The sequence below is a fragment of the Rhodococcus sp. NPDC078407 genome (assembly GCF_044542515.1).
Lineage (GTDB): Bacteria > Actinomycetota > Actinomycetes > Mycobacteriales > Mycobacteriaceae > Rhodococcoides.
Genome location: NZ_JBITUQ010000013.1, coordinates 22,318 through 43,860 on the forward strand (window position 1 = coordinate 22,318; position 21,543 = coordinate 43,860).

At 64.2% G+C, this 21,543-nt stretch carries 25 protein-coding genes; 19 read left to right on the forward strand and 6 right to left on the reverse strand.

Features of this window, described 5'->3' with window-relative positions; genetic code table 11:
• Nucleotide 1 precedes the first annotated feature (1 nt).
• The gene (locus ACIGGF_RS14700) at nt 2–1,369 is read right to left on the reverse strand and encodes a glutamine synthetase (protein ID WP_397522010.1); all 1,368 of its coding nucleotides are present in this window, start codon (nt 1,367–1,369) and stop codon (nt 2–4) included.
• Nucleotides 1,370–1,768: 399 nt separating this feature from the next.
• Here ACIGGF_RS14700 and rpsH point away from each other — a divergent pair, with 399 nt between their 5' ends.
• The 9 genes from rpsH to map all read left to right on the forward strand — a co-directional run bounded on the left by rpsH (nt 1,769) and on the right by map (nt 7,471).
• On the forward strand, nt 1,769–2,167 hold the full coding sequence (rpsH, locus tag ACIGGF_RS14705; RefSeq protein WP_008718266.1) for a 30S ribosomal protein S8: 399 nt from the start codon (nt 1,769–1,771) through the stop codon (nt 2,165–2,167).
• Nucleotides 2,168–2,181: 14 nt separating this feature from the next.
• Nucleotides 2,182–2,721, forward strand: coding sequence for a 50S ribosomal protein L6 (gene rplF, locus ACIGGF_RS14710; RefSeq protein ID WP_027496323.1), 540 nt, complete (start codon nt 2,182–2,184; stop codon nt 2,719–2,721).
• Nucleotide 2,722: 1 nt separating this feature from the next.
• Nucleotides 2,723–3,139: a 50S ribosomal protein L18 gene (gene rplR / locus ACIGGF_RS14715; protein ID WP_397522011.1), complete on the forward strand. Its 417-nt coding sequence runs from the start codon at nt 2,723–2,725 to the stop codon at nt 3,137–3,139.
• A 34-nt stretch (nt 3,140–3,173) separates the two neighbouring features.
• Nucleotides 3,174–3,848 (forward strand): 30S ribosomal protein S5, encoded by a 675-nt coding sequence (rpsE, locus tag ACIGGF_RS14720; RefSeq protein ID WP_397522012.1) that lies wholly within the window; start codon nt 3,174–3,176, stop codon nt 3,846–3,848.
• Nucleotides 3,848–4,027 carry a 50S ribosomal protein L30 gene (gene rpmD / locus ACIGGF_RS14725; protein ID WP_008718256.1) on the forward strand — a complete coding sequence of 60 codons (180 nt, stop codon included), beginning with the start codon at nt 3,848–3,850 and terminating at the stop codon, nt 4,025–4,027. Before rpsE ends, rpmD begins: the two co-directional genes overlap by 1 nt.
• Nucleotides 4,028–4,029: 2 nt before the next feature.
• Nucleotides 4,030–4,473: a 50S ribosomal protein L15 gene (rplO, locus tag ACIGGF_RS14730; protein ID WP_032397532.1), complete on the forward strand. Its 444-nt coding sequence runs from the start codon at nt 4,030–4,032 to the stop codon at nt 4,471–4,473.
• A gap of 330 nt (nt 4,474–4,803) precedes the next feature.
• Complete coding sequence (gene secY / locus ACIGGF_RS14735) at nt 4,804–6,126, forward strand: preprotein translocase subunit SecY (RefSeq protein ID WP_222092852.1); 1,323 nt, start codon at nt 4,804–4,806, stop codon at nt 6,124–6,126.
• Nucleotides 6,123–6,677 (forward strand): adenylate kinase, encoded by a 555-nt coding sequence (locus ACIGGF_RS14740; protein ID WP_397522013.1) that lies wholly within the window; start codon nt 6,123–6,125, stop codon nt 6,675–6,677. Before secY ends, ACIGGF_RS14740 begins: the two co-directional genes overlap by 4 nt.
• Complete coding sequence (map, locus tag ACIGGF_RS14745; protein ID WP_397522014.1) at nt 6,677–7,471, forward strand: type I methionyl aminopeptidase; 795 nt, start codon at nt 6,677–6,679, stop codon at nt 7,469–7,471. Before ACIGGF_RS14740 ends, map begins: the two co-directional genes overlap by 1 nt.
• Before the next feature lie 5 nt (nt 7,472–7,476).
• On the opposite strand, the gene ACIGGF_RS14750 is transcribed toward map, so the two are convergent.
• A complete protein-coding gene (locus ACIGGF_RS14750; RefSeq protein WP_397522015.1) occupies nt 7,477–8,364 on the reverse strand; it encodes a glycosyltransferase in 888 nt (295 codons plus the stop codon).
• Between the two features lie 298 nt (nt 8,365–8,662).
• Between ACIGGF_RS14750 and infA the strand changes: the two genes are divergently transcribed.
• The 9 genes from infA (at nt 8,663) to ACIGGF_RS14795 (ending at nt 13,995) form a co-directional block, all read left to right on the forward strand.
• Nucleotides 8,663–8,884: a translation initiation factor IF-1 gene (gene infA / locus ACIGGF_RS14755; protein ID WP_005140011.1), complete on the forward strand. Its 222-nt coding sequence runs from the start codon at nt 8,663–8,665 to the stop codon at nt 8,882–8,884.
• Between the two features lie 88 nt (nt 8,885–8,972).
• Entirely contained in the window at nt 8,973–9,086 is a 114-nt protein-coding gene (gene rpmJ, locus ACIGGF_RS14760) for a 50S ribosomal protein L36 (RefSeq protein ID WP_025347279.1), read from the forward strand.
• 204 nt (nt 9,087–9,290) lie between these two features.
• Nucleotides 9,291–9,665, forward strand: coding sequence for a 30S ribosomal protein S13 (gene rpsM / locus ACIGGF_RS14765; protein WP_057475660.1), 375 nt, complete (start codon nt 9,291–9,293; stop codon nt 9,663–9,665).
• A complete protein-coding gene (gene rpsK / locus ACIGGF_RS14770) occupies nt 9,665–10,078 on the forward strand; it encodes a 30S ribosomal protein S11 (RefSeq protein ID WP_027496331.1) in 414 nt (137 codons plus the stop codon). Before rpsM ends, rpsK begins: the two co-directional genes overlap by 1 nt.
• A gap of 21 nt (nt 10,079–10,099) precedes the next feature.
• Nucleotides 10,100–10,705, forward strand: coding sequence for a 30S ribosomal protein S4 (gene rpsD / locus ACIGGF_RS14775; RefSeq protein ID WP_008718223.1), 606 nt, complete (start codon nt 10,100–10,102; stop codon nt 10,703–10,705).
• 99 nt (nt 10,706–10,804) lie between these two features.
• Nucleotides 10,805–11,869 carry a DNA-directed RNA polymerase subunit alpha gene (locus tag ACIGGF_RS14780; protein WP_032376654.1) on the forward strand — a complete coding sequence of 355 codons (1,065 nt, stop codon included), beginning with the start codon at nt 10,805–10,807 and terminating at the stop codon, nt 11,867–11,869.
• Nucleotides 11,870–11,903: 34 nt separating this feature from the next.
• Nucleotides 11,904–12,509, forward strand: a complete 606-nt coding sequence (gene rplQ / locus ACIGGF_RS14785; RefSeq protein WP_397522016.1) for a 50S ribosomal protein L17 — start codon at nt 11,904–11,906, stop codon at nt 12,507–12,509.
• A 5-nt stretch (nt 12,510–12,514) separates the two neighbouring features.
• Nucleotides 12,515–13,411 (forward strand): tRNA pseudouridine(38-40) synthase TruA, encoded by an 897-nt coding sequence (gene truA, locus ACIGGF_RS14790; protein ID WP_397522017.1) that lies wholly within the window; start codon nt 12,515–12,517, stop codon nt 13,409–13,411.
• A gap of 26 nt (nt 13,412–13,437) precedes the next feature.
• Nucleotides 13,438–13,995, forward strand: a complete 558-nt coding sequence (locus ACIGGF_RS14795; RefSeq protein ID WP_397522018.1) for an NADPH-dependent FMN reductase — start codon at nt 13,438–13,440, stop codon at nt 13,993–13,995.
• Between the two features lie 7 nt (nt 13,996–14,002).
• On the opposite strand, the gene eccE is transcribed toward ACIGGF_RS14795, so the two are convergent.
• The gene (gene eccE, locus ACIGGF_RS14800; protein ID WP_397522019.1) at nt 14,003–15,697 is read right to left on the reverse strand and encodes a type VII secretion protein EccE; all 1,695 of its coding nucleotides are present in this window, start codon (nt 15,695–15,697) and stop codon (nt 14,003–14,005) included.
• Nucleotides 15,698–15,829: 132 nt separating this feature from the next.
• On the opposite strand from eccE, the gene eccB reads away from it, so the two are divergent.
• A complete protein-coding gene (gene eccB, locus ACIGGF_RS14805) occupies nt 15,830–17,284 on the forward strand; it encodes a type VII secretion protein EccB (RefSeq protein WP_397522102.1) in 1,455 nt (484 codons plus the stop codon).
• A gap of 2 nt (nt 17,285–17,286) precedes the next feature.
• Here the strand turns inward: eccB and mycP are convergent, their stop codons facing one another.
• From mycP to ACIGGF_RS14820, 3 genes are all read right to left on the reverse strand, one after another.
• Nucleotides 17,287–18,717, reverse strand: coding sequence for a type VII secretion-associated serine protease mycosin (gene mycP / locus ACIGGF_RS14810; protein WP_397522020.1), 1,431 nt, complete (start codon nt 18,715–18,717; stop codon nt 17,287–17,289).
• Nucleotides 18,678–20,231: a type VII secretion integral membrane protein EccD gene (gene eccD / locus ACIGGF_RS14815; protein ID WP_397522021.1), complete on the reverse strand. Its 1,554-nt coding sequence runs from the start codon at nt 20,229–20,231 to the stop codon at nt 18,678–18,680. Before eccD ends, mycP begins: the two co-directional genes overlap by 40 nt.
• 238 nt (nt 20,232–20,469) lie before the next feature.
• Entirely contained in the window at nt 20,470–21,459 is a 990-nt protein-coding gene (locus tag ACIGGF_RS14820; protein WP_397522103.1) for an LLM class flavin-dependent oxidoreductase, read from the reverse strand.
• Nucleotides 21,460–21,543 lie beyond the last annotated feature (84 nt).

The following is a 21,543-nucleotide window of genomic DNA, read 5'->3' on the forward strand; positions in this document are numbered from 1 at the left end:
CTCAGTAGATCCAACGAAGCGATTCGAGCAGTTCGTCCTCGGTGTGGCTTTCCGCCCACGCTGCATCGGCGTCCCGACAGGCAACGAACGCACCCAGAAGATCCTCGCCCAACACGTCCCGAACCAGGTCGGATGACAACAGGTTCTCCCGCTGCTGAGCGTGGGTCGTCGCGAGTGGGGAGATACCCGCGGCCTCGCGACGGGCGTCGTCCCAGCCGCCCACATCCTCTTGAACCGGTGGCGTCAACTGTGCGCCATCTGCCACTCCCGACAGGCCGGCCGCGATCGTGACGGCCAGCGCCAGATACGGATTGGCGGAGGCATCGCACGCCTTCAGCTCCACGTTGGTGTGATTCGAACCGAGAAGACGAGTGGCCGGCACGAGACGCACTGCGGCCTCCCGGTTCTCGACGCCCCAGAAACCGAAAGCCCCGGCCCAGTAGCCGGGTCGACGACGCAGCAGCGATCCCGAACTCGGTGCGGTGACGGCAGTCAGTCCAGGCAGCTCCCGAACCAGGCCTGCGATGTACGACCGCCCGGTTTCGGACAGTCCGTGGTCTCCGTCTCCGGTCAGGGCATTGTGGCCGTCGCGGACCAGCGATGTGTGTAGGTGCCATCCGTTCCCTGCGCTGCTCGATGTGGGCAGGGGAGCGAAGCTTGCCCGCAGGCCCTCCGCGCGAGCCGCTGCGTGGATGGTCTGCCGCGCCAGGACTTGCGCATCGGCCGCAGCGAGTGGATCGAGTGGAGCCAGCGCGATCTCGAGTTGGGAACCGCCGTACTCGGCATGGATCTGACCGATGTCCAGACCGTTCGCGGCGAGCGCTCGGATCAGCAGTACCACGAATTCGTCGACGTCGCGAAGTGCGTTGGCGGAGTACGCAGGACCGCGATGAGCGGCGAGTCCGTCCGATTCACGAGTGAGGGCGAACTCCATCTCGAAGCCGGCCCGTACCTCGAAACCGGCAGCGGAGGCCCGTTGCACCTGTCGCTCGAGGACGGCACGTTGATCGTAGGGCGAGGGAGAGCCGTCCGCCGAGAGTTGCCGGCCGTGTACCCAGGCCAGCCCCGGTTGACCGGTGAGCGCGACCACGCTCGACGCTTTGTCGATCACCGGAATCAACCGGACATCGCCGGACGGCGTCGATAGTCCGTCGTGAGCGAACGTGATTCCATCATGCGAATCGAATACGGCGAAGACCGCGGTGACTCCCACTCCACGCCGTGCGACTGCAGTCAATTCTGCGGTGGGCACTGTGCGCGATCGGACAATGCCGTTGTTGTCGACCCAGCCGACCGTCACCCCGGCGATGTTGCGGTCGCGCAGAGTGTGGGTGAGGTGGTCGATATCGACTGCCTTCGAGTCCGTCATGGTCCGACGTTAGCGAAGAAGTGGCAGTCCGGGTGTCCGACTGGACCCGAGCCGCTGCGAAATGGTAGGGCGATTTGGTCTTCGGGTGCGTGATGCCTACACTAGAGCGGTTGCCCGGGCTTCGTCGTGCCTGCACGCGAGTCCTTGCAATACATCGAACGCAACCTCGAGTTCTCCGTACGTCAGCATTGAACATGCGGAAGCTCGTAACACCTGGCAGTGCAGCGATGCACTGCTTGGAGCGCAACCCCTGACCGGCAACAGTCGGTCAGGACATGTTCACTTCGTTGTAGGCCCACGATGTGACGAGCCAGGCCCGCCGGATTTTCGAGAATCCAGGGGCACCAGCTCGCGCGTGCTGCATGGGAACCGCTGCGAGAAAGGTGCACAGGTCACACCATGACGATGACCGATCCAATTGCAGACTTCTTGACCCGTCTGCGCAACGCCAATTCGGCGTACCACGACGAGGTGAAGCTTCCCCACTCGAAGCTCAAGGCGAACATCGCCGAGATCCTCAAGCGCGAGGGCTACATCTCCGACTACCGCACGGAAGACGCCGAGGTGGGCAAGACCCTCATCGTCGATCTGAAGTACGGCCCGAGCCGTGAGCGCAGCCTCGCCGGCGTGCGACGCGTCTCCAAGCCCGGTCTTCGGGTGTACGCAAAATCCACCAATCTGCCCAAGGTTCTCGGCGGCCTGGGCGTGGCGATCATCTCCACGTCCACCGGTCTGCTCACAGAGCGTCAGGCGGCCAAGCAGGGTGTGGGCGGAGAAGTCCTCGCCTACGTCTGGTAGGGGAGGCCACCACCATGTCACGTATTGGAAAATTGCCGGTCGCAGTCCCCGCTGGCGTCGATATCACCATCGACGGCCAGGACGTAGCGGTCAAGGGCCCCAAGGGTGCCCTGAGCCTGACAGTCGCCGAGCCCATCAAGATCGCTCGCGCCGACGACGGCACCATCGCCGTCACCCGGCCGGACGACGAGCGTAAGAGCCGCTCGCTGCATGGCCTCTCGCGCACACTCGTTGCGAACCTCATCACCGGTGTCACCAACGGTTACACCACCAAGATGGAGATTCACGGCGTCGGTTACCGCGTCGTACTCAAGGGCAAGGACCTCGAGTTCGCACTCGGTTACAGCCATCCCGTGCTGATCGAAGCACCCGAGGGCATCACGTTCACGGTCGAGTCGCCCACGCGATTCACCGTTGTCGGCATCGACAAGCAGAAGGTCGGTCAGATCTCTGCCAACATTCGTCGTCTGCGGCGTCCGGACCCGTACAAGGGCAAGGGCATCCGCTACGAGGGTGAAGTGATCCGCCGCAAGGTCGGAAAGACGGGTAAGTGATATGAGCCAGCAAACAGCAGACGAGGCGAACGTCGTCAAGCGCACACCGCGCGGCACCGACGTCTCGACGAAGCGTCGCCTGTCGAAGGCACGTCGTCACTTCCGCCTTCGCAAGAAGATCTCCGGAACGCCCGAGCGTCCGCGCTTGGTCGTCAACCGCTCGTCACGCCACATCCACGTGCAGTTGATCGACGACCTCGCCGGCCACACGCTGGCCAGCGCGTCGAGCATCGAAGCCGATGTGCGCGCGCTCGAGGGCGACAAGAAGGCCATCAGCGCGAAGGTCGGCGAGCTCATCGCCAGCCGTGCGAAGGCAGCCGGCGTCGAGGCAGTCGTGTTCGACCGCGGCGGCAACAACTACAGCGGCCGCATCGCGGCACTCGCAGACGCTGCCCGCGAAGGCGGGTTGACGTTCTGATGATGACAATGACTGACAACGGAAGGACAGCCTGATGCCGGGACGTCAACGGCGTGACGGCGGAAGCGGCCCCGCCGGACAGAACAGTGGCCCCAACGCAGGTGGCGACAACAACCAGCGCGGCGACAACCGCGGTGGTGGCGGTCGTGACCGTCGTGAGAACGGCCGTGGCGGCAACGCTGCGGACAAGTCGAACTTCATCGAGAAGGTCGTCACGATCAACCGCGTCTCCAAGGTGGTCAAGGGTGGTCGACGCTTCAGCTTCACCGCCCTCGTCATCGTCGGTGACGGCAACGGACTGGTCGGCGTCGGCTACGGCAAGGCCAAGGAAGTTCCCGCGGCCATCCAGAAGGGTGTCGAGGAGGCTCGCAAGAGCTTCTTCCGCGTCCCGATGATCGCCGGCACCATCACGCACCCCATCCAGGGCGAAGCCGCAGCAGGCGTCGTCATGTTGCGTCCGGCCAGCGCCGGTACCGGCGTCATCGCCGGTGGCGCTGTGCGCGCCGTGCTGGAGTGCGCCGGTGTCCACGACGTGCTGTCGAAGTCGCTCGGTAGCGACAACGCCATCAATGTCGTGCACGCGACCGTCGCAGCCCTCAAGGGTCTGCAGCGTCCCGAGGAAGTTGCGGCTCGCCGCGGCCTGACCCTCGAAGAGGTTGCACCCGCCGGAATGCTGCGCGCACGCGCACAGGCAGGAGCGGTGAAGTAATGGCTCAGCTGAAGGTCACCCAGATCAAGAGCACCATCGGCCAGAAGGCGAACCAGCGTGACAGCCTGCGCACTCTCGGGCTCAAGGGCATCCGCCAGACGGTCGTCCGCGAGGACAACCCGCAGAACCGCGGACTGGTCAACACGGTGCGCCACCTCGTAACTGTTGAGGAGGTCTAACCATGACCATCAAACTGCACCACCTGCGCCCCGCAGCCGGATCCAAGTCGACGAAGATTCGTGTCGGCCGCGGTGAAGGTGGCAAGCGCGGCAAGACCGCAGGTCGCGGTACCAAGGGAACCGGCGCACGCAAGAACGTGCCGGCACGCTTCGAGGGTGGCCAGATGCCCCTCCACATGCGGCTCCCGAAGCTCAAGGGCTTCACCAACCGCAACCGTGTCGTGTTCCAGGTCGTGAACCTGCGCGACATCGAGCGTCTGTTCCCCGAGGGCGGTCAGATCGGTATCCCCGAGCTCATCGCCAAGGGTGCCGTTCGCAAGAACGAGCCCGTCAAGGTTCTCGGCGACGGAAACCTCACCGTGAAGGTCGAGATCTCGGCCAACAAGTTCACGGGCTCCGCCAAGGAAAAGATCGCCGCTGCCGGCGGTTCTGCAACCGAGGTATGAGCAGGCTCGATGCACTGAGTATTCGATGTACTGAGTAACAGCGCATCGACCAGCAGTTCGTGACGATGGCCGCAGCCACAGCTCTTGCAGCTGAGCTGCGGCCATCGTTGCCTCGGTAACACGTGCCGAGGGTCGACCGAACGGGCAGGGTCCAACACTGACCGTCGGGCGGTTCGATACGCACTGTTAGAGTTCTAGAGTTCACACAAGTTCGTTTCGATGCGGGCGACGCATGTCGCCCGCAGTCCATGCTCGTGAGGTTCACGGGAGTGCCGCGTGCACTCTCGGTGCAGCACTCGGAGCGTCAACGCAGTCGTGCCAGGAGGATCTTTGCTTTCCGCCTTCGTGTCGGCCCTCAGGACTCCTGACCTGAGACGGAAGATCCTCTTCACGCTCGGTCTGGTGGCCCTGTATCGCTTCGGTGCAACACTGCCGTCGCCGGGTGTCGACTACGCCAATGTCCGAGCGTGCATCGACCAGGTCTCCGGTGGAGATTCGGCGGGCATCTACTCGTTGATCAACCTGTTCTCCGGTGGAGCGCTCCTCCAGCTCTCGGTGTTCGCGATCGGCATCATGCCGTACATCACCGCCAGCATCATCGTGCAGCTGCTCACCGTCGTCATCCCCAAGTTCGAAGAACTCCGCAAGGAGGGACAGTCCGGCCAGGCCAAGATGACGCAGTACACGCGTTACCTGTCGATCGCACTGGCCATCCTGCAGGCGACCGGTCTGGTGGCCCTTGCGTCGCGCGGCCAGCTGCTCCAGGGATGCCAACAGGACATCATCGCCGACCAGTCCATCTTCGGACTCGTCATCATCGTGCTCGTCATGACTGCCGGTGCCGCCGTCGTGATGTGGTTCGGCGAGGTCATCACCGAACGTGGCGTCGGCAACGGCATGTCGCTGCTCATCTTCGCCGGAATCGCCTCGCGTATCCCGTCCGAGGGCAACTCCATCCTCGAGAGCCGCGGCGGCTTGGTGTTCGGGTTCGTCTGCTTTGCAGCGTTCCTCATCATCACCGGTGTGGTCTTCGTCGAGCAGGGTCAGCGTCGTATCCCGGTTCAGTACGCCAAGCGCATGGTCGGGCGCAAGATGTACGGCGGATCCTCGACGTATCTCCCACTCAAGGTCAACCAGGCCGGCGTCATTCCGGTGATCTTCGCGTCCTCGTTGCTCTACCTGCCGAATCTGATTGCGCAGCTCACGTCCGCGAGCACCGCAACAGACCCCAGCTGGTGGCAGCGCATCATCAACGAGTACCTGGTGAACCCGGCCAACCCCGTCTACATCGCGATCTTCTTCGGTCTCATCGTCTTCTTCACGTACTTCTACGTGGCGATCACGTTCAACCCCGAAGAGCGCGCCGACGAAATGAAGAAGTTCGGCGGATTCATCCCCGGCATTCGGCCGGGTAAGCCGACTGCCGACTATCTGAACTACGTCCTCAGTCGAATCACGTTGCCCGGCTCCATATATCTGGGCACCATCGCCGTCCTTCCGAATCTGTTCCTCGACATCGGCAGTTCCGGCGGTGGCCAGAACCTTCCGTTCGGTGGAACTGCCGTACTGATCATGGTCAGCGTCGGCCTGGACACCGTGAAGCAGATCGAAAGCCAGCTGATGCAGCGTAACTACGAAGGGTTCCTCAAGTGAGACTTGTTCTGCTCGGTCCCCCCGGTGCCGGCAAGGGCACCCAAGCCGTCCTCCTATCCGAGAAGCTGGGCGTGCCGCACATCTCGACCGGAGATCTGTTTCGCGCGAACATCGGCGAGAAGACGCCGCTCGGCCTCGAGGCGAAGAAGTACCTCGACGCCGGCGATCTGGTTCCCAGCGAGCTGACCGTGGACATGGTCCGCAGCCGTCTCGGCGAGCCCGACGCAGTCAACGGATTTCTGCTCGACGGCTTCCCGCGTTCGGTGGGTCAGGCCGAGGCTCTCGTCGGGATCCTGTCCGATCTGAACGCGAAGCTCGACGCAGTACTGTCTTTCGTCGTCGACGAGGACGTCGTGGTCGAGCGGATGCTTGCGCGCGGTCGCGAGGACGACAAGGAAGACGTCATTCGTAACCGCCTCAAGGTGTACCGGGACGAGACAGCACCACTGCTCGACTACTACTCGGACGAGCTGGTCACGGTCGACGCCATCGGTGAGGTGGACGAGGTCAACGCTCGCGCGCTGAAGTCCATCGAGGATCACGGCAAGTAATGGCGTTCGGCCGCAAACGCAAAGTCGTACCGTTTCGCAGCGCGGGTGAGCTGGACGCCATGGCGGCCGCCGGCGCAGTCGTCGGTGCTGCGTTGGTTGCCGTGAGAAACGCAGCGGTCCCAGGGGTGTCGACACTCGAGCTCGATCGGGTTGCCGAAGCCGTGATTCGCGATGCCGGCGCAGTTCCGTCGTTTCTGGGCTATCACGGCTTCACCGGGAGCATCTGCTCCTCGGTGAACGATCGAGTGGTCCACGGGATCCCGTCCGCTGACGAGGTTCTGGTTGCAGGCGACCTGGTGTCGATCGATTGCGGTGCCGTGCTCGAGGGGTGGCACGGAGACTCTGCATGGACGTTCGGTGTCGGTGACATCATCGAGGCCGATTCGTTGCTGAGTGAGGCGACGAAGCTGTCGATGGAGGCCGGGATCGCTGCGATGATCGCCGGCAATCGCCTGACCGACATCTCTCACGCGATCGAGTCCGGCACGCGTGCGGCCGAGGAAGCTCACGGTCGCAAGTACGGAATCGTCGACGGGTACGGCGGGCACGGAATCGGACGCGAAATGCACATGGAACCCTTCCTCGCGAACGAGGGCGCTCCGGGCAAGGGCCCCGAGCTGGTAGTTGGTTCCACACTTGCCATCGAACCGATGCTCACGCTCGGCACGTACGAGACCGACATTCTCGATGACGGTTGGACAGTGGTGACCACGGATGGATCACGCGCGGCGCACTGGGAACATACCGTCGCCGTGACCGAGGACGGCCCGCGTATCCTCACGGTTCGGCCCTGATAGACCTACCAGGTCAACGAGGCGTAGCGGCGGCCTCCTCGAATGAGTCCGAGGTGGGCTGCCGTCAAACGTAGCCAGAGCCGAGTCGGCATCCGAGTCAATGCAGTCGGCAGCAGTGGGTTTCGTACTGCGAGCGCCAGTAGCGCAACGATGACTCTGCGTATCCGGAACGGCGGGCATCCGGCAGCCCGATACAGCCCGCGGACGTGGGCCGATCCGTAGCCCAATGCCGCGGCTTGTTTCCAATTGTCTCGGTAGCCCGTGCGCAGACGGTATTGGACGAGCGGCTCGGCGATGAAATGCAGGCGAGCGCCCGATTGCTGTGCACGCCAAGAGAATTCCATGTCCTCGCTGGCGTGAATGAATTCGAGCATCCCGCCGAGATCACGGTAGGTCGACGCTCGGCAGGCCATGCTCGCCCCGATGACGAACGGGCGAAAGGGCGACGTGCCTTGATCCGACGGTGGGGCGAACGGAACGGCGACTCGAATCGATTCGGTGTTCAGCAACTCGGTACTGAGGCCGGTTCCCACCAGGTCGTGTCGGTCGAGCTCTGCAGTGATACGCCGCAGCCATGTGGAGTGCACGACGTCGTCTGCATCGCAGAAGGCCAGAAGTGGGCCGCGGGCCGCCTCCGCTCCGCGGTTGCGTGCAAACGACGCGCCGGCGGTGCCGGACGAATCGACGTACTTCAGATTCAAGTGGGCCCGTAGTGCGTGGTCCTCCACGAACTCGCGCACTCCGTCGGTCGAGCCGTTGTCGCTGACGACGACCTCGAACGGGCCGTCGTAGTCCTGGTGGGCGAGGGCGCGTAGTTGCTCGTCGAGCACATCTCTGGCGTTGTGTACGGGAATGATCACGGAGACGGCTGGGCCGGACGGGTTGGAACTCAAGAGGGCACCTTGCGGGCTCGGTGGCTGAACGATGGCGGGCGGACGAAAGGTTAGCTCAGTTAATCTAACGTCGCCATCCGACGCGTTTCGTGCCCGCTTCGCGCGCATTTGGCCAGATGTGTCTTTGCCGGTAACATAGATCGACGGTGCGCCCTGCGTACCGGATGTTCGCATGCCTCGAGGGCTGTGCGGCCCTCCGGCGATACTCCGACTCGGTTCCGAGGAGTCGGTCAGTGGGCATCACGGTAACGGAAACAGATGCAATCAACCAGGTGTGAGAGCCAGGATCGCGGAGGATATGGCCAAGAAAGACGGTGCTATCGAGGTAGAGGGCCGAGTTGTCGAACCGCTGCCCAATGCGATGTTTCGCATTGAGCTCGAAAACGGCCACAAGGTACTCGCCCACATCAGCGGAAAGATGCGTCAGCACTACATCCGCATCCTTCCCGAGGATCGCGTCGTGGTGGAGCTTTCGCCCTACGACCTCACGCGTGGACGCATCGTTTACCGCTACAAGTAAGAGCTTCCCCGGCCACGTCCGGTCGGGGAGAACCATGCTCGGTCCGCTGCGTGCAGAGGGTCCGAGCTACACACAGGAGATCAACGACGTGAAGGTTCAGCCGAGCGTCAAGAAGATCTGCGAGAAGTGCAAGGTGATTCGTCGTAACGGACGCGTCATGGTGATCTGCGACAACCTGCGTCACAAGCAGCGTCAGGGATAACCACCGAGCATCACGCACGTCGGCTTGGCAACAGCTAGAAGATGACCTCCCAGCACCAACCGCGACACACGCGTTGCGGCAGACCCCCGGCACGGAGGCCGGGGCCCCACTGAGTTTGTTGAAAGACGCTTCACACCCCCGCGGTGAGAAGGACACAGGGGACGGACTGGGAGCAGACCTCCGGACAAGAAAAGGAAATGCCACATGGCACGTCTCGCAGGTGTGGATCTGCCGCGCGAAAAGCGCATGGAGATCGCACTGACTTACATCTACGGCGTCGGCCGTACCCGCTCCAAGGAAATTCTCGCAGCAACCGGCGTCAGCGCCGACCTGCGCAGCAAGGATCTCGGCGACGACGATCTGCGCAAGCTCAGCGATTACATCAACGAGTCCCTCAAAGTCGAGGGCGATCTGCGCCGCGAGGTGCAGGCCGACATCCGACGCAAGATCGAAATCGGCTGCTACCAGGGTCTTCGCCACCGTCGTGGTCTGCCCGTCCGTGGACAGCGCACCAAGACCAATGCGCGTACCCGTAAGGGACCCAAGCGCACCATTGCCGGCAAGAAGAAGGCGAAGTAATGCCCCCCAAAGCACGCGGTACCGGTCCGAAGAAGGCGCAGAAGACGCGTCGCAGGGACAAGAAGAACGTCCCGCACGGATCTGCGCACATCAAGAGCACGTTCAACAACACGATCGTGTCGATCACCGACCCCGCCGGAAACGTCATCTCGTGGGCGTCCTCGGGACACGTGGGCTTCAAGGGCTCGCGCAAGTCGACTCCGTTCGCCGCACAGCTCGCAGCCGAGAACGCTGCGCGCAAGGCTCAGGAGCACGGCGTCAAGAAGGTCGACGTCTTCGTCAAGGGTCCCGGCTCCGGCCGTGAGACCGCGATCCGCTCGCTTCAGGCCGCTGGCCTCGAGGTCGGCACCATCTCCGATGTCACCCCTCAGCCGCACAACGGCTGCCGTCCGCCCAAGCGGCGTCGGGTCTAGCGGGAAGGAAAGGTTTAGAAAATGGCACGTTATACCGGTCCTATCACCCGCAAGTCGCGTCGTCTGCGCGTCGACCTCGTCGGAGGCGACCAGGCGTTCGAGCGTCGTCCCTACCCGCCCGGCCAGCACGGCCGCGCGCGGATCAAGGAGAGCGAGTACCTGCTCCAGCTGCAGGAGAAGCAGAAGGCTCGCTTCACCTACGGCGTCATGGAGAAGCAGTTCCGTCTGTACTACAAGGAGGCCAACAGGGCCGCCGGCAAGACCGGTGAGAACCTGCTGACCATCCTCGAGACTCGGCTCGACAACGTCGTCTACCGTGCGGGTCTCGCACGTACGCGTCGTCAGGCACGCCAGCTGGTCACGCATGGTCACTTCCTCGTGAACAACAAGCGAGTGGACATCCCCAGCTACCGCGTCTCGCAGTACGACATCATCGATGTCCGCGAGAAGTCTGCACAGACCCTGCCGATCCAGATCGCTCGTGAGAGTTACGGCGATCGTCCGGTGGCTCCGTGGCTGCAGGTCGTCCCCAACCGTCTTCGCATCCTGGTTCACCGGGTGCCGGAGCGCGCACAGATCGATGTGCCGCTCCAGGAGCAGCTCATCGTCGAGTACTACTCGAAGTAAGGCGCAGCACGTATGTGAGTCTCCCCGCGAGGCTCACATACGTCTTCGCCTCCACACGTGGGCGTCAAATAGCGGACGCCCGTACAGGAGGAACACACAATGCTCATTTCACAGCGCCCGACGCTGACCGAAGAGGTCATCGCCGACAACCGCTCGAAATTCGTCATCGAGCCGCTCGAGCCCGGCTTCGGTTACACACTCGGCAACTCGCTCCGCCGCACCCTGCTCTCGTCGATCCCCGGCGCTGCTGTCACCAGCATCCGTATCGACGGCGTCCTCCACGAATTCACCACTGTTCCCGGAGTCAAGGAAGATGTCACCGACATCATCCTGAACCTCAAGGGACTCGTGGTGAGCTCCGAAGAAGACGAACCGGTCACCATGTACGTCCGCAAGCAGGGCCCCGGCGCTGTCACCGCAGGCGACATCGTTCCCCCGGCCGGCGTCACGGTGAACAATCCGGATCTGCACATCGCGACCCTGAACGACAAGGGCAAGTTGGAGATCGAGCTCGTCGTCGAGCGCGGTCGCGGCTACGTCCCCGCCGTCCAGAACAAGGCATCGGGTGCCGAGATCGGCCGTATTCCGGTCGACTCGATCTACTCGCCCGTGCTCAAGGTCACCTACAAGGTGGAGGCCACCCGCGTCGAACAGCGCACCGACTTCGATCGGCTCGTTCTCGACGTGGAGACCAAGAATTCCATCACCGCGCGGGACGCGCTCGCTTCGGCGGGCAAGACCCTGGTTGAGCTCTTCGGCCTCGCCCGTGAGCTGAACGTCGAAGCAGAAGGAATCGAGATCGGACCCTCGCCCGCCGAGGCCGATCACATCGCATCCTTCGGACTCCCCATCGAGGATCTGGACCTGACGGTTCGTTCCTACAACTGCCTCAAGCGCGAGGGTGTTCACACCGTCGGCGAGCTGGTTGGTCGTACCGAGTCCGATCTGCTCGACATCCGTAACTTCGGGCAGAAGTCCATCGACGAGGTGAAGGTCAAGCTGCACTCGCTCGGCCTCTCCCTCAAGGACAGCCCCGCGTCGTTCGATCCGACGACCGTGCCTGGCTACGACGCCACCACGGGCACCTGGAGTGACACCGACGCAGGCTCCTTCAGCGACACCGAAGGTGCCGAGCAGGACTACGCCGAGACAGAACAGCTGTAATCAGCTCGCTGGAGCTCTTACTAGGAGATTCATCATGCCCAAGCCCACCAAGGGCCGCCGTCTCGGCGGGTCGGCGTCGCACCAGAAGGCCATCCTGGCCAACCTGGCGACGTCACTCTTCGAGCACGGTCGCATCACCACCACCGAGTCGAAGGCCAAGCGCCTTCGTCCCCACGCCGAGAAGCTCGTCACCCACGCAAAAAAGGGTGATCTGGCACATCGTCGTGAGGTCCTCAAGACGATCAACAACAAAGATGTCGTGCACAAGTTGTTCGCCGAGATCGGGCCTTTCTTCGCCGATCGCGACGGTGGCTACACGCGCATCATCAAGACCGTCCCCCGCAAGGGTGACAACTCGCCGATGGCCATCATCGAGCTCGTCAACGAGCAGACGGTGTCCAACGAAGCCGATCGCGCACGCCGCGTGAAGGCCTCGCAGGCTGCTCCCGCCGCAACCGAGGCTCCGGCCGAGGACTCGACCGACGAGAACGTCGTCGAGGCCGTCGAAGCCGACGCAACCGACTCCGAGGTAGCCAACGCCGACGCAGTCATCGAGGGCATCGAGGACAATGACGCACACGCGTCGGACGCCCCCGAGGCCGAGGCCGTATCGACTGAAACACCGGAGAAGAAGGACTAGTCCTTTTGTCTTCCGAGCACGATCGAAGCGGGCCCGCCACTCCCTCAGGGGAAGGCGGGCCCGCTTTGTCGGTACCCACCAGATTCCGGCTCGACATCTCCTACGACGGTACGAACTTCTCCGGATGGGCACGGCAACCTGGTATCCGCACCGTGTGCGGAGTGCTCGAAGAAGCCTTCTCGACGGTGCTGCGGCAACCGATAGAGCTGACCGTGGCGGGTAGAACCGACGCCGGAGTCCACGCCACGGGTCAGGTGGCGCACTTCGACGCGGTCGACGTTCCAGACGATCACGACCGACTGGTCCGCCGAATGGCACGGTTTCTGCCCACCGACGTTCGCGTGCGCGCCATCAGCGCCGTCTCCCGCGATTTCGACGCGCGATTCTCGGCGTACCGCAGGCACTACGAATATCGTTTCGGCACTGCGCTCTACGGCGTCGACCCCCTCGATGTCGCCGGTGTCGTCTCCTGGCCGAGGCCCATCGATCTCGGTGCGGTACGCGAGGCGTCCGCGGAATTGATCGGGCTGCACGATTTCGCGGCGTTCTGCAAGCGGCGTGACGGTGCCACCACGGTGCGGGAACTGCAACGGTTCGATTGGGAGCGCGACGGTGACCACCTCACCGCCTACGTCAGCGCCGACGCCTTCTGCTGGTCGATGGTCCGTAGTCTCGTCGGTGCCATGCAGGCCGTGGGGGAAGGTCGTCGAACTCCCGACTGGGCGCGGTCGTTGTTGAGCCGCCGAGAGAGGTCCAGCGAGGTGACCGTCGCACCCGCACATGGACTGTCTCTGGTCGGTGTCGACTATCCGCCGGCCGATGAGCTGGCCGCCCGGAATGCGGCCACCCGAGAAGTGCGGTCGTCGATCGACGTTGCTGGTTGCTGCGGGGGAGAGGGCTGACGAACAGCCCGGCTAAGGTCGTATGGGTGCAGCCGATAAAGCTCGCGATCGTTGTCGGTAGTGTTCGGTCCGGCCGCGTGGGCCCCACTGTCGCGGCCTGGGTTCGCGGTGTCGCCGAGCAGCGCGCGACTATCGACGTGGTCGATGTGGATCTCGCCGACTTTCGGTTGCCGGACAGCCTGGTCGCGAACGACGACACCGAACGTTTCATCAGGACCATCGGGGCATGCGACGCCTTCGTGTTCGTCACACCCGAGTACAACCACGGCATCCCCGGACCGTTGAAGAATGCGCTCGACACCGTGAAGTACGAGTGGCGCGCCAAGCCGGTGGGATTCGTGTCCTATGGAGGGCTCGGCGGCGGAATCCGAGCCACCGAACAACTCCGGCAGATCACTGCGGAACTTCACATGGTGTCCGTGCGCGATGCCGTATCGCTGCATCGAGTGCGAAAGCGGTTCGACGACGAGGGCGGCCTCGACGACGCCGCCGCTGTCGACGGTCTGGGGCGTCTGCTCGATCAACTCGAGTGGTGGGCCGTCGCGGTGGCCGGTGCCCGGGCGGCACGCGACTATCCCGGTTGAGACGCCGTCAGGCACGTACGACGGATCGCAGACTTCGCGGTCTACCGATGAACGCCGTTTCCTGGGGGATCGTGACCAACGTCAGTTCGACGTCGAGTGGACCCGAGAGAACCCGAATACGATCGCCCGACGCATGCGGTTGAACTATCGACACCTCGCACTCGTAGCCTGGTAGGGCCCGAGCCCGTTCGATGCCGTGGTTTCGCAGTTCGTGTTCGGTCAACGACATCACCGTCACGCCCGAAAGCCGTTGCTGATCAGTGGGTTCCGATTCGCCCGCGAAGTCGTTCAAGATGACGTCGTACGACGGGCGATGTCCGATCGTGTGGCCGACGACCGACAGGCGCTCGGGGGCATCGATCGCATCGAGGAGTGATCGCCACGCGTGTGGGCGGTCGGTTCGAACCAGAACCCTGGCCCCCGTGGCGATGGCGCGGAACAGTACTTGCTGAGCAAGGTAGAGCTCGCCGGCGATTCGTACCCGGGTCAACCCCGGCCCGAACAATCGCACCGCGACACCGTGACCCCCTGCGTCGGAACCGAGAAGTTGGCCGCAACCGCTCACTGGAAGATCTAGCCTGTCGAGTGCCGATACGTCCAATGTTCTACTGGGACCGAGAAACTCCAGACCGGGTACGCCAAGCGGTAGTTGTGCGAACATATCGTCTCGTTGACTCCCGCGCAGCGACGTGAGCGCGCGGACGGGTGGTTTCGCGACCCGGGTGCGGGCGGCGAATCTGCACGAACCACGAACACGAAGCTTTCCGGCCTCACGGGACGGTTGCAGGTGGAAAGTCATCGTCGTACCCAGGGACGGAGTCGACCACAGGACAGCGATGTCTTCGGCAGTGATTGCCCTGCAGTCGATTCCGTAGCCGACGCTGGACACGCCCGGCAACGGAGCGGTCGACCACGTCTGGGTCAGGTCCTCGGTACTCACTCCTCGACACAGGTGTATCACCGCTGATCGAAGTTGAGCACCGGTGAGCAGTCGCGAGGACAGGCCATCGGCCTTCAGAGCACGAGCGACACGCGTGGTCGCCACGACGGCCGTGCGGGCCGCTCCAGCTCGGCCTCCGCCTCTCGCCTCGATCGCCTTGGCATTGGCGCGTACGTCGAGAGTGACCGAGACCCATACCGTCCGCGTGGCCACAGCTGGAAGCGGCCCGATGAGTCCCTCGTACACATCGGTGGCAGCAGAACCGGATGCGGTGCGAAAGCCCAGTGCGACGACGTCGATCGAAGCGACAGCGATGTCGTGTTGTTTCAGGCACGACGCCAGCGCATCGATCGGCAGGGTGCACTGCGTGTCCGCGCTCGCCCTACCGAGGGTCGTCGTCGTGTGTCCGGGCGGGGAGATCGCGATGACGCAGGTGATCGTGTTGCGTTGCCAGTGGACACCGATCGGATGCCCGGTCGTATCGGGGTGATCGACGGTGACACCTGCACCGGGAACGCGGTGTGCGACAAACCGCCACAGAACCCGGAACCAGTCGACGAGCGGTCTACGACCTACGGTGACGAACGGAAGGAGCGACACCGCCGCTGCGGCCGTCAGTGCCCACCCGATCGTTGCCTGCGCTGCGAGCATCGTAAGACTCGTTGCCACCGCAGCGATCTCGGTCGCAATGACGCGTCGCAGCGTCGGCGCAGCGAAAGGCATCGACGTGCGCCCGTGGCCGATCGAACCCGTACGTGCCATCTCCGAACCCTCCCCCCGAAGGTTGCACACTTGTCGATCGCCGCCGATGCGGTCGCCGAGGCGTGCGGTCGAACTGTACTGTGTCGCGTGACCCGAACGGGGATCGGGTCCGATCGATCCTGGGGAGGAACTGTGGCGTCGACGCCCACAACGAAGTGGCAGGTTGGCGGCTACCGCTTTCTCGTTCGCCGAATGGAACACGCGCTGATCAGGCGTGATGCTCGAATGCTGCACGATCCGATGAAGTCGCAGTCCCGTGCACTGCTCGTGGGTGTGGTGATCGCGTGTATCGGATTGGCGGGATGCGCTGCGCTGGCGCTGTTTCGGCCGCAGGACAAGATCGGCGACGCGTCGATCGTGGTCGGTAAGGATTCGGCGGCCATGTTCGTGAAGGTGGACGACGTGTTCCATCCGGTCCTCAACCTGGCGTCGGCCAGGTTGGTGGTCGGTGAGCCTGACAACCCGTTGACGGTCAAGGAATCCGAGCTGGCATCGAGGCCGCGGGGAGCGCTGGTGGGGATTCCCGGAGCACCGTCGGCGCTGCCACACGATCCGGACGGTAGAGCGGAAGCATGGACTGTCTGCGACACTCTCGATCCGATCGCAGGGGTCACGTCCACCACCGTCGTCGCGGGCGATCTTCGCTACGGCGACAATGCAGCCGCACTCACCGATACCGAGGCATTCCTGTGGACTTCGAACGGGACGGCATTCCTCGTCCACGACGGCACCAAATCCCCGGTCGATCTGGCCGACCGGGCAGTGGTCCGTGCGCTCGGACTGGAGGACGCCGTACCGTCTCCGGTCAGTGCCGGTCTACTCAATTCGGTGCCGCAGTCGCCGGCCGTTGCGGCACCGTTCATTCCCCGGGCAGGGGAAGTTCCGGCGTATCCGTTCGACGCGCGGCCGATCGGTTCGGTCGTCAAGGTTGCCGGTCGGGACGTCCAGTACTACGTGGTGCTCGAGGACGGCATTCAAGCCATCAGTGAGACCGCTGCCTTGCTCATCAAGTTCACCGACTCGCAGGGAAGTCCCGACATCGCATCGGTCAACCCCGACATTCTCCGAAACGCCCCGAAATCCATGGTTGGACTGCCGGTTTCGACGTTTCCGGCTACCACACCCGTGATCGTCGACATCGGCGAACGACCTGTCAATTGCCTGACCTGGGAACCGCTCGAGGTGGCCGACGGTGGGCCGTCGGCTCGACTGGTGAAGTCCGCTGGTCGCGGTCTGCCTCTCGATCCCGGCGATCGGCCGGTCACACTGGCTCAGGCCGACGGTGGGGGTGATGCTGTAGATCAGGTCTATCTGGCACCCGGCAGCGGTGGATTCGTCCGTAGCACCGGGATAGCGACATCCAGCACGCGCCAGGACAGCGTCTTCTTCGTGGCAGACACTGGGGTTCGCTACGGCGTCGACGGCAGCGACGCTGCGGCGGCGCTGGGGTTCGGTCCGCCCGCACCTGCGCCGTGGCCGATCCTGCAATTACTCGGCAGCGGCCCCACTCTCGGGCAAGGCCAGGCTCTGACGATGCACGACGGGGTTGCTCCCGACCCCCAGGCCGCGGCACTGCCCACGAAGTAGCGCTATCGTTCCGTCCGGCTCCGTCGACGAACAGGTATCGACAGCGCGAGGCCGACCGCCAAGATCACCGCGACCAACACCGAACCGGTGACCGCTGTGTCTCGCGGGCCATGATCCGGAGCGGGCGGCGAGACGGGCGCTCTCATTGCAACGCTGTCTGCAGGCACGGTAGGAGGAGACGGCACCAGGAGGTCGGTGACCGCGGCGAGAGGATCGACGACGCCGTGACCGACCAACGGGTTCCATCCCTCGGCCGGTGCGTGCGCCGTACGTTCGATCCGGTCCACCACTTCCAACGCCGTCAGGTCGGGTCGGTGGGAGCGGATCAGAGCAGCGACAGCAGCCACCAGCGGTGCCGCGAAACTTGTTCCGGTCATGGGATTCACACCGTCGTTGCCCCGAACGCCGTTCGCCAGTCCGTTGCCCGCAGGCGACAGCGAGATCATGTTCGAGCCCGGCGCAGCCACATCGACCCACGGACCCGCCAGACTGAACGAGGACGGAGTGCCGTCCGACTCGACCGAGCCGACGGTCAGGACGTCGTCGAACCAGGCCGGGGTTGCGATGGTCGCGAAGCCGTTCCACGGATCCGCATCGGGCCGAAGCGGGTCGGTCCGCGGATTCTGCGCCAGACAGGCTGCGCCGCCGAGGTTTCCGGCTGCGGCAACGACGACGACGTTTCTTTCGCGGACGGCGTACTGCACCGCGGCACCGAGGGGGCCGTCGGCCACACCAGCTCCCGCAGGTACGCAAGCAACCTCCGAGATGTTGATGACCGTCGCACCCGAGTCGACCGCGGTTCTGATGGCCATGGCCATCGTGCGCACGTTCCCGTAGCCCGCGGCGTTCTCCGGCTCGGCGGCCTTCTCCTCTTCGGGCCGGATGTCGACGATCTGAAAGGCATTGCTGGACTGACGGATCGAAAGGATCCGCGCATCCGGCGCGCCGCCTGCGAACCCACTGCCCGGCGCGGTCTGCGCAGCGATCAGACCGGCGACCATGGTCCCGTGCGCATCGCAGTCGACCAGTCCGTCACCCGTGCCGACGTAATCGCCACCCGGAGTCAGACCGGGCAAGCGCGGATGAGGCGTGACGCCGGTATCGATCACGGCAACCAGTTGGCCGGCTCCACGCGTGATGGGCCACACCGACGCGAAGTCCAACGCCTCGAGCGCAGTCGGTACCTCCTGCAGGTCCGCTGTCTCGGACGGTAGTGCACACGCATTCTTCTGCTCCGTGGCCTCGAGGGGAGCAGGAATGCTCGGCTCGGGCAACTGAGCCGGATCGATCAGGGGACGTTCGGCACGAGCGGGAGTCACCCCGAGAACGGCGTTCGACATCACGACGACTGACGTGAGTACCGCAACGACGATCGTGTGCCGTCTGCGCTGCGTCACAGTCCGCGAACGACGCTGTACAACCCACACACCCATACGGCGATCGGGATGACAAGGGCAATGGCGGCATACTCGAGCAACTCGGCCGCACGTCGCATCACGGGCGAGTACGTACGTGTGGGTACGAATGCGCCGAAGATCGACGCAGTGACGGCTCCGGCCAGTGCTACGCCGAACAAGGCGAGAGCATGTTCGGGCAAAGCGATGACGGCACCCACGAGGAGCGAGAGCAAGATCGTCGTCCCGCCTGCAACCAACGGAACGGCATGCACCACAACGGCGTACGTACGGCCGCGCAGCAGCAGAACCAGAGCGCACAGTGCCGCGAGCGCGACCGCAGGCCACTGGACATCGCCGCCGCCATCGTCGACGACCGCAACGAGAACGCCCGCGACGACGGCGACCGTGAAGGCCACCAGAAGACCGGTCAGATAGCTTCGAGCTCGCGCCGCGGCACCCTGCAGATCGGCGAATGAGATCGCGTCGAGTCGGTCTTCCTCCACCGTGTCCAACGGGGCACCTGCCGTGGGAACCGGCGGAAGCGGCAACTTCGCCTGCATCATCGACACGCGGGCCGAGAAGGCAATTCCGGTGAGACCGATCAGCGCCGCAGCGGTTCCGATCGCCGGTGGCGCCATCGTGGTGAACAGCGTGCACACAGCGGCGACGAACGTCAGCAACGCCGACACGATCGCGGCGGTGAACAACGCGAAGCCGACTCCACCGACCCGCAGGCACAGCAGCGCTGTCGCGCCGGCCATCGCAGAGGCCAACATCAGTTGCGCTGCCCCGAATTGTCCTGGCACCAGCACGATTCCACCGGTGAACATCAGCGCCACAGCGCACCCGCCCACCAGCACCCCAACCGCGTTCTGTCGATACACCCGCCCCAGAATCACCCCCGCTACAGCGAACAGGATGGACGCGGTGACCGCGGCGAGCCCGCCCACGAGATCGCCGACGTCCTCTGCTCCGGCACGTAGAGGCCCACGAAGCAACACCCCACACGCCAGCAACACCATCGACCCCGTGACGACCGAGCCCACGGTGCGCGCGGTGTTCGCAGTCCAGTGCGGAACGTCGTCACTGCCGGCTCTCGCCACGGAGTACATGAGGTCGTCGAACAGCGGAATCGGTGCGGGCCGTTCGGCTACGCCCAAGACCAGCAACTCGCCGTCGCGCAACGACAGCTCGGCCAACGTCGCAGTCGGCGACAGCGGGGGAAACCCGATTCTGGCCAGCGTCCACGCCACGGGCATACCGTCGGAGCCGGAATCCGAGTCATGCCCGCCCTGACCACGTCGTTCCGCAGGCTCTACTCCGCCCTGACCGCGTCGTTCCGCAGGCCCCACTCCGGCCTGACCACGTCGTTCCGCAGGCTCCACTCCGCCCTGACCACGTCGTTCCGCAGGCTCCACTCCGGCCCGCATCGGTCGTTCCGCAGGCTCCACTCCGGCGATCATGTCGATGATTCCCGGGATCAACAGCGAGACGGGAACATCTACAGGCAGTGCCATGTCGACCTGCGTGGACTTGGCCAACACAGTCACCCGGCAGACCTCCTGTGCGAAGACGGAGTTCGTGCCCGGTGCTCGACGGTCCGCTCGCGGTGCGGTGGTCGGCGGCCCTGAGCCGACCGAAGGACGAATGTCGGCGCGTGTCATGAAGATCCCCCCGGATGCGTACTGTTCGCGTGCAGATGCCCGCCCCACTGGGCATCTGCACGCACACCTTACGACATCACGGCGACACGCAATCGCCTGTCATGCTGCTCGCGGGAACGCGGGCTCAGGCCGGAACCAGGTTGCTCACCTGTGCGAGCAACTCGAAGGAACGAAGCCACGATGCGCGGTCGGACACCCCGGAAGCCACGATCAGTTCGTCGGCGCCCGTACGCTCGGCGAACCGATCGAGGTAATCCTTGACCATGTCCGGCGTGCCGACTGCCGAGTACTTGGCCATCTTCGCGATCTGCTGTCCTGCAGGCGCTTCGAGAATCATATCGGCTTCTTCGTCGGTGAAGGTCCGGCCGCGGCCGAGAAGCAGACCGACACGGCTGCGCTTGGTCCGCAAGAACTGTTCCTGAGCGTCGGCGAGCGAGTCCGCCGCGATCACGTTGACACCCACGATCAAGTGCGGCTCCGCCAACTGTGCCGAGGGCCGGAAGTCGCGACGGTAGATCTCGACGGCCTGTTCGAGCGCATCGGGCGCGAAGTGCGAGGCGAAGGCGTAGGGCAGTCCGAGTGCTGCGGCAAGTTGTGCACCGAACAGCGAGGAGCCCAGGATGTAGAGCGGCACATCGGTACCGGCACCCGGCGTCGCGCTCACCCCGGGGATCAACGACTCCGCAGACAGGTAGCCCTGCAATTCCTGAACGTCCTGGGGGAAGCGGTCTGCAGATTCCGGATTGCGGCGCATCGCCCGCATCGTCACCTGGTCGCTGCCGGGAGCGCGACCCAGTCCGAGGTCGATTCGTCCGGGGTACAGCGTCGCCAATGTGCCGAACTGCTCGGCGATGGTCAGTGGCGCGTGATTGGGGAGCATGATGCCGCCCGATCCGAGTCGGATTCTTTCGGTGTGGGCAGCAACGTGGCCGATGAGAACAGACGTGGCGGACGAGGCGATCGTCTTCATGTTGTGATGCTCGGCGTACCAGATGCGCCGATATCCCCAATTCTCGGCGTGCTGAGCGAGCGTGACGCTGGCGTCGAAGCTGTCGCGGACTGTTTCGCCCTCGCCTACATGTGCGAGATCGAGGATGGACAGGGGTACGGACACGGTGGGGCCAGCCTTTCGTTCGTCGAGCACGCAGCAAGTGAAGCCGCTCTGATGTGTAACGGCTTCGAGCGGTGTTCTATTTCT

Excerpts from the sequence above, each read along its gene's own strand:
- rplR (WP_397522011.1), top strand. The coding sequence starts at position 2,723 with ATGAGCCAGCAAACAGCAGACGAGGCGAACGTCGTCAAGCGCACACCG.
- rpsD (WP_008718223.1), top strand. The coding sequence starts at position 10,100 with ATGGCACGTTATACCGGTCCTATCACCCGCAAGTCGCGTCGTCTGCGC.
- rpsM (WP_057475660.1), top strand. The coding sequence starts at position 9,291 with ATGGCACGTCTCGCAGGTGTGGATCTGCCGCGCGAAAAGCGCATGGAG.
- ACIGGF_RS14700 (WP_397522010.1), bottom strand. The coding sequence starts at position 1,369 with ATGACGGACTCGAAGGCAGTCGATATCGACCACCTCACCCACACTCTG.
- rpsE (WP_397522012.1), top strand. The coding sequence starts at position 3,174 with ATGCCGGGACGTCAACGGCGTGACGGCGGAAGCGGCCCCGCCGGACAG.
- infA (WP_005140011.1), top strand. The coding sequence starts at position 8,663 with ATGGCCAAGAAAGACGGTGCTATCGAGGTAGAGGGCCGAGTTGTCGAA.
- rplQ (WP_397522016.1), top strand. The coding sequence starts at position 11,904 with ATGCCCAAGCCCACCAAGGGCCGCCGTCTCGGCGGGTCGGCGTCGCAC.
- rpsH (WP_008718266.1), top strand. The coding sequence starts at position 1,769 with ATGACGATGACCGATCCAATTGCAGACTTCTTGACCCGTCTGCGCAAC.
- rpsK (WP_027496331.1), top strand. The coding sequence starts at position 9,665 with ATGCCCCCCAAAGCACGCGGTACCGGTCCGAAGAAGGCGCAGAAGACG.
- rplO (WP_032397532.1), top strand. The coding sequence starts at position 4,030 with ATGACCATCAAACTGCACCACCTGCGCCCCGCAGCCGGATCCAAGTCG.
- ACIGGF_RS14780 (WP_032376654.1), top strand. The coding sequence starts at position 10,805 with ATGCTCATTTCACAGCGCCCGACGCTGACCGAAGAGGTCATCGCCGAC.
- rpmD (WP_008718256.1), top strand. The coding sequence starts at position 3,848 with ATGGCTCAGCTGAAGGTCACCCAGATCAAGAGCACCATCGGCCAGAAG.
- map (WP_397522014.1), top strand. The coding sequence starts at position 6,677 with ATGGCGTTCGGCCGCAAACGCAAAGTCGTACCGTTTCGCAGCGCGGGT.
- mycP (WP_397522020.1), bottom strand. The coding sequence starts at position 18,717 with ATGGGTGTGTGGGTTGTACAGCGTCGTTCGCGGACTGTGACGCAGCGC.
- eccE (WP_397522019.1), bottom strand. The coding sequence starts at position 15,697 with ATGGCACGTACGGGTTCGATCGGCCACGGGCGCACGTCGATGCCTTTC.
- rplF (WP_027496323.1), top strand. The coding sequence starts at position 2,182 with ATGTCACGTATTGGAAAATTGCCGGTCGCAGTCCCCGCTGGCGTCGAT.